Below are 18,893 nucleotides of genomic sequence, written 5' to 3' on the forward strand. Positions count from 1 at the left end.
TGGCCCCGCGACAAAAACCGCCGACGCCTGGCAGGTGTGAGCTCCTTTGGGTTCAGTGGAACTAATGCCCACGTGATACTCGAAGAAGCACCCCAAACCGCTGCCCTCACTTCGGAAGTTGAACGCCCACTGCATATTCTCGCGCTCTCGGCAAAAACGCCCAATGCACTTGGCGACATTGTGCAACGTTACCAACAATTTTTGCGTAAACACCCTCAACAACGTTTAGAGGACATTACCTATACCGCGACCACTGGCCGTTCTCACTTCGCCGTGCGTGCCTGTTTCATTGCCTCTTCCCCGCAACAACTACTGCAATTGTTAGAACAACAAGCGGTTGATCATCCCTCTGCTTTGCCCTATTACGGTGAATCCACTCTCAGTCAACCTGCGCAAGTAGCACTATTGTTTACCGGTCAAGGTTCGCAATATCCCAATATGGCGCGCTCACTGTTTCAAACTCAGCCCGCATTTCGCGATAACCTGATACAGTGCGATCAGATGTTGCGCCCTTATATGGACCGCTCCCTGCTCTCTCTCTTGTTCCCGCAAGATAATGAACAACACGATGATCTGAACCAGACCGTTTACGCGCAACCGGCGCTTTTCGCTGTGGAATATGCACTTGCCCAACTGTGGCTGTCCTGGGGAGTAAAGCCCAAAGTTTTGCTCGGCCATAGCATTGGCGAATATGTTGCCGCATGTATCGCCGGGGTTTTCTCTCTGGAAGAGGGACTACGCTTAATCGCCGCCCGTGCCCGCCTAATGCAGGCCCTTCCGCAGAATGGCGCCATGGCCGCTATCGCTGCCGATGCAAATCGGGTGCAACAAACGATTGCTGCCTATGGACAGATATCCATTGCCGCGATAAATGCGCCGCAACAAACCGTCATCTCCGGGGATCGAGCCGCCGTCGAAGCCGTGTGTAAGGAATTCTCAGCGCAAAAAATTCCTCACACGCGCTTGAACGTCTCCCATGCATTCCACTCTCCGTTAATGCAACCCATGTTGGCCGATTTCAAACAGGTTGCCGAACACATTCGCTTTCAGCCCCCGACCATCACGTTGATCTCGAATCTTACCGGTCAGGTGATTAGTGACGACCTGACACGGCCACAATATTGGCTGGACCACGTGTTGGCCTCTGTTCGTTTTGAGCAAAGTGTGCGCACGGCTTACGACCTGGGTTGTCGCGTTTTTCTCGAACTCGGGCCTACACCGGTACTTAGCGGTCTCGGACAACAATGTATCGATGACGTCCAATGTCGCTGGTTAAGCACATTGCACCGGGGACGGGACGAATGGGAAGGCACGCTTCGCTGTCTGGCCTCGCTATACCAACTCGGTGTTTCCATTAACTGGCAAGCCTTCGATTCACCGTACACGCGACGCAAAATCGCGTTGCCGACCTATCCCTTCCAACGGAAAAAGTTTTGGTTCCAAACCAAGAAAGCGCCTGCTCCTACCTTTATTTCAGAAAATAGCCTTAACCCGCTATTAGGGCACAAGATTCCACTATCAAGATCTGAAACGCGGTACTACGAAAGCTACTACTCTCCAACATTCCCCAAACTCCTTTCGGATCATAAGCTATTCGATTCCGTCGTAGTGCCTGGCGCAGCGTATATCACCACGGTCATTGCCGCCGCACAAGATGCTTTGGACGCGACCTCTGTTGAAATGAGTGACCTCTATTTTCTACAACCTTTAGTCATTTCGCCTGACGAAAACTATCGCGTTCAGACAAGTTTATCGTTTAACGAGGACAACTCGGCGAAGTTCGAGGTAAATAGCCTTCTTGAAGACAAACAAAATAGCGGGCGCCAAAATTGGCTCTCCCATGTCTCCGGGCACATACAAGCGCAACACGTATCTGCGACCGCAATACTGCCTAAGATAACCTCGCTATCCGCTGATAATGTGAACCATAAAAGCATCGATGGCACCGACTTCTACCGAAAATTCGAGCGTTATGGTTATCATCTGGGGCCACGGTTTCAGGGTTTAAAATCGATTTGGCAACACGAAAACGAGATTATTTGTGAATTAAGCTTACAAAATTGTGACGACTACGACCAATACGACCTATATCCGGGCATTGTCGACTCCGTCTTTCAAGCGCTTTCTGTCGCTCATTCCAACAAATCAACGCTCAGTGAAAACGAGATATATTTGCCATTCTATATTCGTAAGCTTAGCTATACGAAACCTGCATCACTTACAGAATCACTATGGTGTAAAGTTACCTACTCAAATGTTGATAACCAATCCGAGAACAGCGTTACCGGCGACATGCTGCTTTTCGATAAACACGGAACCGTTATCTTGTGTATAGAAGGATTTGAGGGAAGAATCGCGCGAGACATTAAACCTTCTCAATATGAATCCGATATTTTTTACCAGTTAGACTGGCTTGAACAAGAGAGAAATACAACCGGGATCTCCTCAAATGCAGGCACAGGTGAAAACCATTGGTTGATATTTGCTGATAAAAACGGCGTTGGTCGTTCCTTAGTCGATGAACTACGTATTCAAACAGACGACTATACTCTTGTCACTCCGGGTGATTCGTCGCAGACGGACTCCTCCTGTCGCTGCACTCTGGATCCACAACGTGCAGGTGACTTTCACCAACTATTGACGTCAGTATCGACCAAGAATACATCGATCAATATCGTTTTTCTTTGGGCATTGGATCGTTTTCAACACACACCGAATGAAATCTATGCGTCAGCCTTATACCTAACTCAAGCTGCGGCTCAATGCACATCTTCGATACGTCTATCATTTGTGACGCGTGCGGCCCAGGCTGCGTATGTGAATTCTCTAGGCCATATTGATGCTATTCAGGCCGCGATATGGGGATTCGTTCGAACAGTCATGTGGGAACACCCTAACCTATCATGTCAACTAATAGATTTGGACGTTACTGCCAGCGCCAAAGAAAAAGAAGACCTACTCGCCGAGTTGCGTGACAGGTCTGGTGAAAACCAAATTGCATTTCGCCAAAATCGGCGCTTAGCTGCACGCCTAACAACCCGACCTATGACGCCAACAGACAGTCAGAATTTTTTTATAAAACCAGATTCTACCTACCTTATAACGGGTGGTCAGGGAGCACTAGGTCTGAAACTCGCAAATTGGCTAGTAGACAAAGGTGCGGATACTATTGTCTTAACAGGGAGAAGTGAGGCGAATTCACCAACGCAACTCTTCATAGAAACCCAACAGAAACGCGGTATAAGTATCCGGTATATTCCAGCTGACGTCGGCGATTTATCTCAGACGAAATTGTTATTCACAACAGTCGATGAATCCGGCCCTCCATTGCGAGGTGTTTTTCATACTGCTGGCGTGCTAGACGATGGAAGCGTTGGCGAACAGGATTGGCAACGCTTCTCGAACGTGCTTGCGCCGAAAATCACGGGCACGTGGAACCTACATAATGTTACCAAAGACAGCGACCTGGATTACTTCGTATGCTTTTCATCTATTGCCGCAGTAATCGGCTCTCCTGGGCAAAGCAGTTACGCTATGGCAAACGCATATATGGACGCTCTCATGGCATACCGTAGGGGGAAGAATTTGGTGGGTATTTCCATCAATTGGGGACCCTGGGGTGAGTTTGGTATGGCGGCGTCGCTTGGGCGAATGCACCAGCAGCGCATGACTGCAGGGGGTATTAACGCGCTTAATCCAGAAACAGGTTTTATTGCGCTAGAACACAGTTTACAAGATGTTTCGCTTGCACAAATTGTCATCGCTTCTATAGATTGGAAACATTGGTTTAGTGCGAGAGCTTCGTCGTCGCCACCACTTCTTAATAGATTAGCCGTCAAATACCAAAATATGGTGACGCCGCTCAAACCGCAGCTGATAGAAAAACTGAAACAAGCTAACGGACAGGACAAAAACAAGGTCTTGACATTGTATTTAAAAGAACTTCTTTCCTCGGCACTCGGCTACGAAAGTAGCAATGAAATAGACGAGTCGATGCCCTTAACAAACTATGGCGTGGATTCCATTACTATCATAGAACTACGAAATCAGTTACGTTCATTATTAGGCGTCGACATTCCGATCAGCGAATTCTTCTCTAGCATCACAATTTCTGAGCTGTCTACGAAGGCGCTACAACATTTCCAGGGTGAATCGAAGAACGCCGAGACGACTGTTTATCAGGAAATTCAGACTGTGCCTAAACAGGACTACTATCCTGTTTCTCACGCCCAGTTTCGACTTTGGCTACTTCACCAGGTCGATCACAACAATTCCGCCTATCACCTTCCAGCGATAATTCCTTTGCCCGAATCCGCAGACAAGAATGCTATCGAGGACGTGATATATACAATGACTCTGCGACACGAAACTTTGCGCACGTCGTTCGAAGAGCATGAAGACAGGCCCGTTCAAGTTATACGTGACCCGACCAATATATCAATAGACACCGTCTCGCTAACTAGCCTTGAGGCGATGCATGACTATTTCAGAAACTTCAGTGTTGCCAAGTTTGATTTAACGTCAGTCCCGCTTTTTCGTGCCAACTATGCCGTACTGGACAATGGACAGAAATTCTTATTGTGGTGTATGCACGAAATAATTGCGGATGGCACTGCAAGCGCTATCTTTCAACATGAAGCTGAAAAACTGTTGTCCGCATATCAGAGCGACTTGGAAAATCCACTAACGCCGCTAACGATTCAATACAAGGATTTCGCTACATGGCACAACCAACTAATCGCCGGTGAAGAAGGCAGGAAAAGTAGGGACTATTGGCACGGAGTGCTCGAAACGCCACCCAATATGTTGGAGTTGCCTTTCGACTTCCCGATCAGCAACGCGGCACATCGCAGACGTTCGATTTATTCGTTCGATATTTCAGCGAGTCAATTCACATCTTTGCAGCGTTTCATACAACAGCAAAATGTCAGCTTGTTTATGCTAATTCAAGCAATACTCTGCCTTATGTTGTCTCGCGTTACCGGCCAAAGAGACCTCATTTTCGGATCTGCAGCCTCGGGTCGAATTCATCAAGACGTTCAACCTCTCATTGGATGTTTTGTCAATACAATACTTTTACGACATCGCATCCCCCAACACGCGACATTTGTCGATTTATTGTCGTCTATTAGAGAAACCACCATTGAAAGTCTGACGCATCAACTTTACCCATTTGACCGATTAGTTGATGAATTGAACATAAAACGTGAAGCTGATCGCTTTCCGCTTACTTCTGTTCTCTTGAATGTTATGAATTTTTCGGATTCGATAATACCCTATTCTATAGATAGAGATATGAAAATTGAGCTTGAGCTTTACGCGGTACCAAAACACGACAGTGTCTATTTTGAGTGTCATTATCGAAACGCGCTTTTCACACAACAGACTATCGCAACGTTACTGGGAACATTTACTGACCTGATCACTCAAGTCGTTCAGAATCCGAGTCTAAACATCGATAAATACAAACTATTTATGCGGGACAACACAATAATGGATGCCAACAGACTTATACTCACTTCCGATGAGGAAAATCTTGAAAATAATACCCATACTGATGAAGCTGAGGTCGTAATATGAGTTTTGACGAACTGCTCGAAGCGCTGGTTACAAACGATATAAAAATTCGTGTTGAAGGGGATAATTTACGCATTAAGGCTGATCGCTCGGCCCTAACTTCCGATCTTACTCAACAGATAAAGACACATAAGGCTTCTCTCTTAAGCTGGGCAAGAAAGCAACAGGTCGATAACCCTTCTCTTCCTAAAACGCCCTTTCAGGCTTTCGTTGAAAATCTAAATGTGACGCTAAAGTATCACGACGTCGCGTCTCAATTTAGTGACATGGCGGTGCGGAATCCGGATTCCATTGCGGTCGAGTACCGAGATCAAAAATTCAGCTATGCTCAAATCAATGACGGTGCAAATAGGGTAGCGAACACTTTAATCGATCGAGGTTTAGAACAAGAAGCGATCATAGGTTTACTGATTGATAACCCAGTTGATCATTTAATTGCCGTCATTGGTTCATTCAAAGCAGGCGCAATGTTTGCCAGCTTTGGCTTGCAAAATCCGATACCACACATTCGGCAACAAATCGAATCAGCGAGACCCTCGGTCTGGGTATGCAGTTCAAACAGTTTAAGTATCATCTCGGAAATATACGAGCAGAGAGGCCGTACTGAAAAGTTTGTTATACTGATCGACGGCATCGCGACTGGGGAGCCCGTGGATATCGACGCGCTTGCAGACAGCAAACTTCGCGCAAACTGCACGAGCTTTACATCATCAAGCATTAATACGCCACCGACCTTAACCAGAGATCGAAACGCCCCGTGCTATATTTATTTCACATCGGGTTCAACGGGTACACCCAAGCCCATTGTGGGACGTACCCAAGGTCTTGCACACTTTATCGAGTGGGAGATCGACACGTTTAAAATCGATAAGCACGCCCGTGTCAGCCAACTCACCGCTCCCACTTTTGATGCCTATTTACGTGATGTCTTTGTCCCTTTGTGCAGTGGTGCAACATTGTGCATTCCCCCGCAAGCCAGTCGCAATTTGACACCTGATGTTCTCGTCTCGTGGATACAACAACAAGCCATCACCCTCGTGCACTGCGTCCCCTCTCTCTTCAGGACATTGCTCTCCCAGCATCTCACTCCCGAACACTTTTCTGCCCTGCAACATGTGTTGCTCGCCGGAGAGCCGTTGTTGCCCCGCGATGTCAAAAAATGGCAAAACATTTTTGGTCAACGGGTAGAACTGGTTAATCTTTATGGCGCTTCAGAAACCACGATGGTCAAGTGCTTCCACCGCGTCACACCTGAAGATGCGAAACAGACGTTCATTCCCGTGGGTCGCGCTATGTCGGGCGCTGCGGTGATTGTTCTCGACGAACAGGGACGAGTATGTCCACGCGGCGAAATTGGCGAGATCTATATTCGTTCGCCCTATGTCAGTCTCGGCTATTATCAACAAGCAGAAATGACTCAGCGTGCGTTCGTCGCCAATCCGCTGATGGAAGGCGACACGGTCTATCGTACCGGCGACCTGGGGACACTGTTGCCCGATGGCAATCTGCGATTTCTGGGCCGACGCGATCAACAGGTCAAGGTCAATGGCATCCGTATTGAGCTAAGCGAGATAGAAAACGCCTTGCTGGCACAACCAGATATTCAGGAAGCCGCAGTGATTGCCACTACTACCGATTTCGGTGATACCGTGTTGCACGCGTACTACGAAAACAAAGAAGCTATACCCACAGAAGAATTGCGTGCCTTTCTTAGCGATAGATTACCAGCTTCATTTCTTCCCAGTACCTATACCCACCTGGATAACCTGCCGCTAACACCAACAGGTAAAATCGACCGTAAGGCATTGCAACAGACTGTCGACACCTCGGACACGCAGAATTACGTGGCGCCGGTCACACCGACCCAACAGCAGTTGGCCGATATCTGGCAGGAAGTACTCGGGCTGGAGCGTGTGGGTATCCAGGATAATTTCTTTGAAATCGGCGGACATTCCCTACGCGCACTGCTGGTCATCTCGAAAATTCGTAAAACGTTTGAAGTGGAATTCCCGCTTGGTACCTTGTTCGATGCGCCTACCATTACCCAACTTGCCGAACTCATCGACAACTCGCAACATAGCCATTTCAGTGCCATCGAACCACTACCGCAGCAAGCGCACTACAGCCCCTCCCGTGCGCAAATGCGTTTGTGGCTTCTGCGTCAATTTGACGCGGATAGTTCTGCCTATCATATCCCCGCTATTCTCGATTTGCCTGACGGTATCAACAATAGCGTATTCGAACAGGTACTCAATACCATCATCGAACGCCACGAAACGCTGCGCACGGTCTTTAACGAAGTTGACGAGCAGGTGGTTCAATTTATTCTGCCTCCTTCGCCGATTACATTGCAGCAGCAGACGTTCGAGTCTACTGATGCACTGCAGCAGGCTATCAAGGCATTTACCGTCGCACCATTTGATTTTATTAACGGTCCTTTATTCCGTGCGCAAATTATTGTGACGCCCCAGGGACAAAAACAGTTGCTTTGGTGTATGCATGAAATCATCGCTGACGGTACGTCCAGCACGCTTTTTCAAAAAGAGGCCGAGCAACTGTTACAAGCCTTCCGCCAAGGGCTACCCAATCCGCTCGCTCCTCTGCGCATACAATATAAAGATTATGCCGCCTGGCAAAACAGAATGCTCGAAGAAGACAGTGGTGCCGACAGTCGAAACTATTGGCATACGCAACTCAGCGGTAAATTACCCGTCTTGGATCTGCCTTTTGACTTTCCCCTTACTGCGCAAACTGATACACACGGGGCCTATTACGAGTTTACCGTACCGGCACAAGTTCAGAAGACCTTGCACAGCTATTGTCAATCACATCAAGTTACGCCGTTTATGCTACTACAAGCGACGTTAACGGTAGCACTATGCAATCTTACCGGCCAAAAAGACATCATTTTAGGTTCGCCAGTGGCCGGTAGAGACCACATAGACCTACAACCACTGATCGGTTTTTTTCTTAACACCATTCTACTGCGCTACCAAACAATGCCGACAACAACGTTTGCGCAGTTGTTACAAACTGTTAAGAAAACCACGTTAGATGGTCTAGCACATCAGCACTACCCCTTTGAACAACTCGTTGACGAACTGGATGTCTCTCGACAACGTATTCGCTTTCCGCTCACATCGATCTTACTCAACGTGATGAATTTCACCGACAATACGCAAACTCTTGATCTTTTCGAGGCTCGCCATTGTTCGGTTGACAAAGACATGAAAATAGAATTTGAAATCGATGTGTTTGAGTACAGCAATGGTATGCGTTTTCGATGTATATATCGTACGGGTTTATTCCGCCCGGAGACTATAGAGTATTTGATGCGGAATTTTGTCGATTTATTACAATACTCTCTGAATGACAGCAGCTACCTCGTTGACGAGGCACCTATTTACAAGTCATCTCAAGGTGAAGTCGATGGCAATATTTCAATTAATAGTCCTGCGCTCAGTTTTATGCGTACGCTCGACGTTCCACTTACATTCGATCATCCTTTCGCTGCATTTGAATCACAAGTCAAGACGACACCTGATGCTATCGCGGTAAGTTACGCAAACGAGTCGCTCAGCTATCAAGTGCTTTATGACAGAAGTCTTCAAATTGCTATCGGCTTGCAAAATCAGGGATTAATTCCGGGTCAAGTAGTTGGCGTGTTGACAGATAATCCGCTTGAACAATTAGCCGCTTTGCTCGGGATTATGCAAACGCGCGGTGTCATAGCGATTATGAACACCGGCGACCCAATCACACGCTTGAAGCAATATGTGAAAGTGACTCAAGTATATCACTGGGTAGGAAACAGCACGTCGATTGAACGCCTGCCAACTATCGTTGGCGATGAGACTCGAACAGCTTCCGTATTACTGTTAAATCGCGATGCGCCGATTAGTCACAAACTACCGCCAGCGTGGAACATACAACATTTGACTGCATTTGATTCCGGAAAATTTGATTCAAAAATTGATGGCGATGACCCCTGCTATATTTATTTCACATCGGGTTCAACGGGTACACCCAAGCCCATTGTGGGGCGCGCCCAGAGTCTTGCACACTTTATTCAGTGGGAGATCGACACGTTTAAAATCGATAAGCACGCCCGTGTCAGCCAACTCACCGCTCCCACTTTTGACGCCTATTTACGTGATGTCTTTGTCCCTTTGTGCAGTGGTGCAACATTGTACATTCCCCCGCAAGCCAGTCGCAATTTGACGCCCGACGTTCTCGTCTCGTGGATACAACAACAAGCCATCACCCTCGTGCACTGCGTTCCCTCTCTGTTCAGGACATTGCTCACCCAGCACCTCACCCCCGAACACTTTTCTGCCCTGCAACATGTGTTGCTCGCCGGAGAGCCGTTGTTACCCCACGACGTCAAACAATGGCAAGACATTTTTGGTCAACGGGTAGAACTGGTTAATCTTTATGGCGCTTCAGAAACCACGATGGTCAAGTGCTTCCACCGCGTCACACCTGACGATGCGAAACAAACGTTCATTCCCGTGGGTCGCGCTATGTCGGGCGCTGCGGTAATTGTTCTCGACGAACAAGGACGGGTGTGCCCACGCGGCGAAATTGGCGAGATCTATATTCGTTCGCCCTATGTCAGTCTCGGCTATTATCAACAAGCAGAAATGACTCAGCGTGCGTTCGTCGCCAATCCGCTGATGGAAGGCGACACGGTCTATCGTACCGGCGACCTGGGGACACTGTTGCCCGATGGCAATCTGCGATTTCTGGGCCGACGCGATCAACAGGTCAAGGTCAATGGCATCCGTATTGAGCTAAGCGAGATAGAAAACGCCTTGCTGGCACAACCAGATATTCAGGAAGCCGCAGTGATTGCCACTACTACCGATTTCGGTGATACCGTGTTGCACGCGTACTACGAAAACAAAGAAGCTATACCCACAGAAGAATTGCGTGCCTTTCTTAGCGATAGATTACCAGCTTCATTTCTTCCCAGTACCTATACCCACCTGGATAACCTGCCGCTAACACCAACAGGTAAAATCGACCGTAAGGCATTGCAACAGACTGTCGACACCTCGGACACGCAGAATTACGTGGCGCCGGTCACACCGACCCAACAGCAGTTGGCCGATATCTGGCAGGAAGTACTCGGGCTGGAGCGTGTGGGTATCCAGGATAATTTCTTTGAAATCGGCGGACATTCCCTACGCGCACTGCTGGTCATCTCGAAAATTCGTAAAACGTTTGAAGTGGAATTCCCGCTTGGTACCTTGTTCGATGCGCCTACCATTACCCAACTTGCCGAACTCATCGACAACTCGCAACATAGCCATTTCAGTGCCATCGAACCACTACCGCAGCAAGCGCACTACAGCCCCTCCCGTGCGCAAATGCGTTTGTGGCTTCTGCGTCAATTTGACGCGGATAGTTCTGCCTATCATATCCCCGCTATTCTCGATTTGCCTGACGGTATCAACAATAGCGTATTCGAACAGGTACTCAATACCATCATCGAACGCCACGAAACGCTGCGCACGGTCTTTAACGAAGTTGACGAGCAGGTGGTTCAATTTATTCTGCCTCCTTCGCCGATTACATTGCAGCAGCAGACGTTCGAGTCTACTGATGCACTGCAGCAGGCTATCAAGGCATTTACCGTCGCACCATTTGATTTTATTAACGGTCCTTTATTCCGTGCGCAAATTATTGTGACGCCCCAGGGACAAAAACAGTTGCTTTGGTGTATGCATGAAATCATCGCTGACGGTACGTCCAGCACGCTTTTTCAAAAAGAGGCCGAGCAACTGTTACAAGCCTTCCGCCAAGGGCTACCCAATCCGCTCGCTCCTCTGCGCATACAATATAAAGATTATGCCGCCTGGCAAAACAGAATGCTCGAAGAAGACAGTGGTGCCGACAGTCGAAACTATTGGCATACGCAACTCAGCGGTAAATTACCCGTCTTGGATCTGCCTTTTGACTTTCCCCTTACCCAGGACAAGGGATGGCAAGGTGAGCGATACACGTTTAGTGCCTCGCCGACACTCAGCGCACAGTTAGAGGAATTTTGTAGTCGCCATCAGGTTACGTTGTTTATGACACTGCATGCTGCACTAAGCGTTTTACTCGCCCGACTAACCGGACAAAAAGACATAATCATCGCCTCCCCTGTAGCCGGACGCGATCATATTGACCTACAACCGTTAATCGGTTTCTTTCTAAACACCATATTGCTTCGTCACAACATAAATTCCAGCAACACCGTCACCGACTTTCTAAAACAGGTGAAGAACACAACACTTAGCGGATTACATCATCAGCACTATCCCTTTGATGAATTGATAAAAGAACTGAATATTTCCCGCGACCTCAATCGCTTCCCCGGCGCATCTGTGTTATTAAATGTTCTTAATTTCTTAGACGATGAAATTCCAGTCGAGAACAAGGAGCCGCACACTGACACACTAAACTGGGATATGAAGATTGAGTGGGAAATGTTTGTGTTGCCGCGTTCCAATGGCCTATTGTTCTATTGCCAATACCGCTCGGAATTATTCAAGCCCGAATTAATGGAATATCTAATGAACGAATTCGTCCATCTTCTGGGAGAGTTTGTCACACACCCCACAAGTAAACTCAGTCAACTGGATGTTTTACTACCGGAAAGACGCGTCGACCACAATGGAAACAAAATAAATATCAATTCGGCCTACCTGGAGTTTACGGAATAAGATTAACTATATGTCTATTAGCGAACGGACTGGCAAGATAGCACCATCCGTTCAACTGTACCCACCTATATCAAATTGCTCTAGAAAAACACCAAATGTCAATATAATAATTAGCAAGTCGGAGTCGTATGGCAAGTTCAGCTTAAAACCGTCTCTTCGATACATTTTCTTAATTCGTTCAACAGTATCTGGATCAAAATAGCCTTGACGCTGGATAGTATTATAGGAGAGCAAGTCCTCTACCCACTCGATGTTTTGTTTTAACAAGGCAGGACTTCCTGGGGCGACAAAGTGAAATTTTTCGCGGTTGGCGATATCAAATGGAATATAGTTTTCAGCAATCTTTTTGACGATGTATTTTTCTATAAGTCCGTTGAGTTTTAGTCTTGGCGGAATTGTTTTCGCAAACTCTATCAATTCGACATCCAGGAAAGGATATCTCGCTTCAACGGAATTTCGATATGCCACCCGATCACCATGATCCGCAAGCAAGTGATCTGACAATCTCAGTTTAAAGTCGATATATGAGCGCTTGTGAATCGGGTGGCGACCGACTAGTTTGGTTTTGTCAATCAAATTTGAATCGACAGCGTTAAAGTCGGAAAACCGCTCGCGCAGCGCTTCTGAATAAATAGCGAGCTTTGTCTCCCTAAACTCATAATAATTTTTCTCGTAAAAGAAATTGCTATCACCCCAAAGCTTTGATCTTTCCTCATTCTCCATAATTTTTTCGACATCGAATGCGTCATCCTGTCCACCATTCGCACGCAACTCGTCGAATCGATATCCTACGTAACCAGCAAACAGTTCATCGGCACCTTCACCGGTTAACACTACCTTGATATTGTTATTTCTAACCATCTCTGACAATGCCAATGAGCATGTATTATATGTTTCCTTTAGCGGTGATTCCGCATAGTAAACAGCATCGGATAGTCGATCTGCGACACTATCCCAATCAAAAATAACTTCATGCCGGGTAGCATTGAATTGTTGCGCCAACAAGTTCTGATAGGCACGTTCGTCATGTTCGTGGTCGGTAAAACCGATAGAAAACGCATGACGCTCAGATGATGATGAAATATTGTGAACTATTCCAGCAATGAGAGACGAGTCTAATCCCCCACTCAAATAATATCCCACCGGTACATCGGCATTTAATCTATATCTTATAGCCTTATTAAGTAATTCATCTAGTCTTTCCACATAATAATCGTCGGGATGATCTTCAAGTGTGTTGCTCGGGTAATTCAAATCCCAATATTCATGCACACTTTGTTGCCGAGTATTCATTATCAAAAAATGTCCAGGCTTCAATGCGTGAATACCCTCGAACATGGTAGTGGGACTCACTAACCCAGGATATGTCAGGACCTGATCCAAACCACGAACATTTACCCGCCGTTTAGCTAGTGGATGCGCCAGTATTGCCTTTATCTCTGAAGCAAAAATAAGAACACCATCCTGTAGCGTATAAAACAGAGGTACAATGCCAACGTGATCTCGTGCCAAAATGAGTGTTTGTTCGTCGCGATCGAAAAGGGCAATCGCAAATTGACCATTCAGTTTCCTGATGAAATCCTTTCCGTACTCTTGATAGAGCGGGATAAGCACTTCAACGTCACACTGAGTCGAGAAACGATACCCTTTTTGCTGCAATTCCTGGCGGAGTTCTTTGTAGTTGTAAATCTCTCCATTGCATACCAGGGCAATTGTTTTATCCTGACTATAAAAAGGTTGTTGTCCATGTTCCAGATCAATGATCGACAAACGCCGAAACCCAAAGCCAACACAAGTCCCAATATAAAATCCGCTGTCGTCGGGACCGCGATGAAACAGCTTATCGGTCATCGGCCTCAAAATTTGTTCGCTTATTGGGTACTTCTCATTAAAATCAACAACACCAACTATTCCACACATATAAATTACCGCCGTTCGAATATTCTACGCAGACATGGCAACAAGTATTCTTCTGTCGCCACTAAAGGGTGATCTTCCATGTGAAACCAACATATTATCCAAAACCAAGAAATCCCCCTTCTCCCATGGGAAATATACGGTGTGTTGTTTTGTGGTGGAAGTGACCACCTCAAATATATCGGTATCAATTGGCGTGTCATCACCAAAACAAACCCATTGAGGCATATCTAACGGATCCGGAAATAGCTCCATTATTGCCTCATAAACCTCCGGTGGATTTGTTGAGGGATGAAACTGATCGGCCTGGTTAAACCAAACACTGTCTCCTGTGGTCGGGTGCCTAGCAATACCAACGCGCTTTTGTATGATTCGTATACCTCCATCGGCTTTCCATTGGTATTGAATATCATTTTCTCGACAATGTTGCTCAACCGCTGCCTTATCGCTCGTTTCAAATGTGTCTTGCCACGAATTTCCAAACATTGCCCCCGAGCCATTATGCAAATTGCGTATATACTTGAGCCCCTTTTGAGCAAACATATCCACAAGCTCTTTAGGCAAACTGGCGAGAATCGCTCTATTGTCCGCAACCAGTGTATTGCCTCCCTCTTTCGGCGCAATCTGACAACAAAAATACAGATGGCTTGGCCATTTGGCGGCGTACGATAGCTCGCTGTGTAGAGAAATAAATAGCTCGGACGGGTGTTCCGTGGAAGTATAGATATTGCCACTGCCACTTAACTTTGTCCTGGGCGAGTTTCCATCGACATAATTCAGCAATGTGCCAGGCATTGCATCAACACAGTCTTGAAGATTTTGGGGAGAATCGACACCAAATCCTTTGAACAATATTGCACCATGTTTAAGCAGGAGATATTCAATTTCCTCCTCATTCTCGTTGCAAAACTCGGGAAAATTTACACTGGCAGAATCATCCTGCCGCCACGTATACAGAAAATCTGATTGCTCGTAAACCAATTACCCACTCCTTGTTTTAGCAGCACTCTATAGCGACGAAGTCCTGGCATACAACACCTGTTTCTATCGCCTCAGTATTAAAACATATCAAAGAAACACGCTCACCTTATTTGTGAGAAAAAAGCAACCTAAATTCACAAAAAACATAATTTTTCAACCTAGGAAAATTTATAATTGCATTGTGTAAAATAATCTGACTATGAGAAAAAACCAAAGAGCTTGATACTAACTGCTGTCAATTTTGAACAGAAAATTGGCTACACCTATTACGCACACTGCTGTAGTTCAAAACAAATGTTTTCGTTAGAATTTTTTATTGCGTAGAAAATCAAAGCAAGATATTCTTACCCGCAATAGCGATCACAACAATAAAGTAGTTGTACGGATGAGCGTAGTTAAATGGAAGTCAAGCTTAGTAATAATAACGTACTAGAGTTGGTACATAGATCCGTCATTGCATATCCCCAGGCTGCTGCACTAGAACATAAAGACGGTTTTATAGATTATCAAACGCTGGAGCGGCACACGAACTGTGTTGCTCGTCAGTTGGTGGACGCCGGTCTTAAAAAAGGCGAGGTTGTTGCACTATTTTTGACCAATCCTCTAGACCACATCGTTGCCCTGATTGGCGTATTGAAAGCCGGGGGAATTTTTTCGCCGCTAGATGTACGCGACCCCGTGTCGCGTTTACGCAAATTAGCGGGCGTTGTCACGCCTGCGTGGTGGATTACAGATTCTCAATTAGTTCGGACAGTTGGAGATATTGTTTCAACTAACTCCTGCGTGTTAGTTTTTGATCAAAAAATCACCAATCTAAACGGACAAGCGCCAGAACACCTATTGTTATACTTTCTCGAGTTCCTGGACGACGTCAAAAGTCCGAAAATAGAACTTGCACCTGACGACCCCTGTTACATTTTTTTCACATCGGGTTCCAGCGGTGAACCGAAGCCAATTTTGGGTCAACACAAGAGTCTCGCACATTTCATACGATGGGAAACAAACGAATTTGATCTAGACGAACGGTGCCGAGTCAGTCAACTCACATCTGCAACATTTGATGCATTTTTGCGTGACCTGTTTGTTCCGCTAGCATGTGGCGGCACTTTGTGTCTACCCCCCAAACCTGCCAATCAATTATCATCTGATTCACTGGTTTCTTGGCTATCTGACGCGAACATAACGCTTACACATACTGTACCCTCACTATTTCGCACGTTATTGCAGGAAGAACTAAACGAGCAACATTTTCCGGCTCTGCAGCTGATTTTGATGGCCGGCGAACCCGTGTTGCCATCCGATGTACAGCAGTGGCATCAGATTTTTTCTGATCGGGTAAAATTGGTGAATCTTTACGGCAGTACTGAGACAACACTCATTAAGTGTTTTCACCCAATTAAAATTGAGGACGTCGATCGCGGCTTTATCCCCATTGGAAAACCCATCAGCGATGCTAAAACCATACTATTGGATGAGCAAGGCCAGATTTGCCCTCGTGGCCAAGTCGGTGAACTTTATTTGCGATCCCTCTATTTTACACTTGGCTACTATCGACAACCGGAACGCACCGCCCAAGTCTTTGTGCCGAACCCCTTGACAGATGATCCTGATGATTTGGTGTATCGCACCGGCGATCTGGCGATTATGCAAGACGATGGCACATTACGATTTTTGGGTCGAAAAGATCATCAAGTTAAAATACGCGGGGTTCGTGTCGAACTTCAAGAAGTTGAAAATGCTCTGTTGCAACATGCCGACATTCATCACGCTGCCGTTGTAAGACACGTTGATGAACACGAGGTGAGCTATCTTGAGGCTTTCTATGTCTCGACAATCGACATATCCAGCGAGGAAATACATACCTTTCTAAGCGAACTGCTACCCGCATCGATCGTCCCCACAATATTCACATCGCTGGAGGAAATGCCGCTTACAGCGACGGGAAAAATTGACCGCAAAGCGCTAAGCGCCACACGGACGAATAGTCAGGCGCCTGCCAGCAGTTATGTCGCTCCAAGCACATCGACTCAAACGGAACTCGCCAAAATTTGGCAGGAAGTTTTGGGAGTTGATTCCGTTGGAGTAAATGACAATTTTTTTGCCCTGGGAGGCCACTCATTAAAGGCCTTGCTGACTACTTCACGTATTCGCAAAAAGTTTAATGTGGAATTGCCCTTAGCGACCTTATTCAATGCTCCAACAATCGCCATGCTGGCGAACGACTTGGAAAGTTTGTCGGATAGCAGTAGTTCATCAAGTCCAATTCAAACTATTGCTCGGCACAATGAGATTCCACTTTCATTTGCTCAACAGCGACTATGGTTTCTCGATCAACTGATCCCAGACAACCCCTTTTACAACATACCGGCAGCTGTACGATTATACGGCCAACTGGATGTGCGCGCGTTGTTTCAATCAGTAAACGAGGTGGTAAAACGCCATGAAGTTATGCGTACGGTTTTTCAGGATGTAGACGGTGAAGCTCGCCAAATCGTTTTCTCTAAAAGGACCATTAAGCTCCCCGTAGTAGACCTAAGTGATTTATCGGAGAGCACACGTGAAACTGAACTATTACGCCTGGTGAGCGATGAAGCACAAACGCCTTTTCGCTTGTCGGAAGGCCCACTTTTGAGAGCATGTTTGATACATCTGGATGATGATCACCATGTAGCGCTGCTAAACATGCACCATATCATCTCGGATGACTGGTCAATGAACATATTGATACAGGAATTAACGCAATTTTACGATGCCTTTGCGCGTGGCGTGAACAAAAAGCTTTCTAAATTGCCCATACAATATGCAGATTTCGCCTACTGGCAGCGTACAACGCTCAAGGTTGAGAGCCTGGATCAACAAATGACATATTGGCGTGAGCAACTTGCAGGCTCGCCTGGAAAACTAGAGCTACCAACTGACCATCCACGTCCTGCAATGCAAAGTTATCGCGGCGCAAGCTACCCGATCCAACTCCCAGCCAAGCTCACCAACCAGCTCAAACAACTTAGCCAAGTCCACAACGTTACTTTATTTATGACGTTGATGGCAGCATTTCAGCTGTTATTATCCCGCTATAGCAGTCAGCAGGATATCAGTGTCGGCAGCCCAGTAGCGAATCGACAACGAGCAGAATTAGAATCGCTGATTGGATTTTTTGTCAATACGCTGGTAATCCGTACGCAACTTAGCGACTGTTTAAAGTTTACTGATATCCTTAAGCAGGTACGAGAAACAACATTAGGTGCCTACGCAAATCAAGACCTTCCCTTCGAGCAATTAGTGGATGGTTTACAAATTTCCAGAGATTTGCGCTATCCGCCCGTGTTTCAAGTGTTGCTTGATTTACAGAACGCGCCTCCGCCGAAACTGACTTCAACCGGTATTCAATTTGAGCCCCTAGTAGTCCCGAATCATACCGTAAAATTTGATCTTGAATTGCATCTGGCAGAAGCCGAGGAAGGCTTGAAGGGCCGTTGGGTTTTTGCATCTGATTTATACAGTGCCCCTACGATCGCCCATTGGTCACAAAGCTTTATTCGTTTACTCGAACAACTCGTTGAACAACCCGATATCCGACTGAGCGAGCTGCAATGGCTCAGTGATTGCGAACGCCAGCAAGTGCTCGATGGTCCCGACGCGACCATAGCGACTTTTCCGACGGACACCACGCTTCATCAGCGTTTTGAACAACAAGTCCTACGCTCT

General features: G+C 46.6%; 5 protein-coding genes. 3 read left to right on the plus strand and 2 right to left on the minus strand.

Translation table 11 applies throughout. The annotated features are described in order from the left end of the window. The first annotated feature begins 27 nt into the window (after window positions 1–27). On the plus strand, window positions 28–5,580 hold the full coding sequence (locus OEZ43_21290; GenBank protein ID MDH5548119.1) for an SDR family NAD(P)-dependent oxidoreductase: 5,553 nt from the start codon (window positions 28–30) through the stop codon (window positions 5,578–5,580). Then, on the plus strand, window positions 5,577–12,290 hold the full coding sequence (locus OEZ43_21295) for an amino acid adenylation domain-containing protein (GenBank protein ID MDH5548120.1): 6,714 nt from the start codon (window positions 5,577–5,579) through the stop codon (window positions 12,288–12,290). The genes OEZ43_21290 and OEZ43_21295 overlap by 4 nt, the downstream gene beginning before the upstream one ends. Before the next feature lie 51 nt (window positions 12,291–12,341). On the opposite strand, the gene asnB is transcribed toward OEZ43_21295, so the two are convergent. Both asnB and OEZ43_21305 read right to left on the minus strand, forming a co-directional pair. Continuing rightward, on the minus strand, window positions 12,342–14,210 hold the full coding sequence (asnB, locus tag OEZ43_21300; protein MDH5548121.1) for an asparagine synthase (glutamine-hydrolyzing): 1,869 nt from the start codon (window positions 14,208–14,210) through the stop codon (window positions 12,342–12,344). A 24-nt stretch (window positions 14,211–14,234) separates the two neighbouring features. Then, entirely contained in the window at window positions 14,235–15,188 is a 954-nt protein-coding gene (locus OEZ43_21305; protein MDH5548122.1) for a TauD/TfdA family dioxygenase, read from the minus strand. 399 nt (window positions 15,189–15,587) lie between these two features. On the opposite strand from OEZ43_21305, the gene OEZ43_21310 reads away from it, so the two are divergent. Then, on the plus strand, window positions 15,588–18,893 hold a 3,306-nt coding region (locus OEZ43_21310), incomplete at its 3' end, for an amino acid adenylation domain-containing protein (protein ID MDH5548123.1).

The sequence above is a fragment of the Gammaproteobacteria bacterium genome (genome assembly GCA_029881255.1).
GTDB lineage: Bacteria > Pseudomonadota > Gammaproteobacteria > S012-40 > S012-40 > JAOUMY01.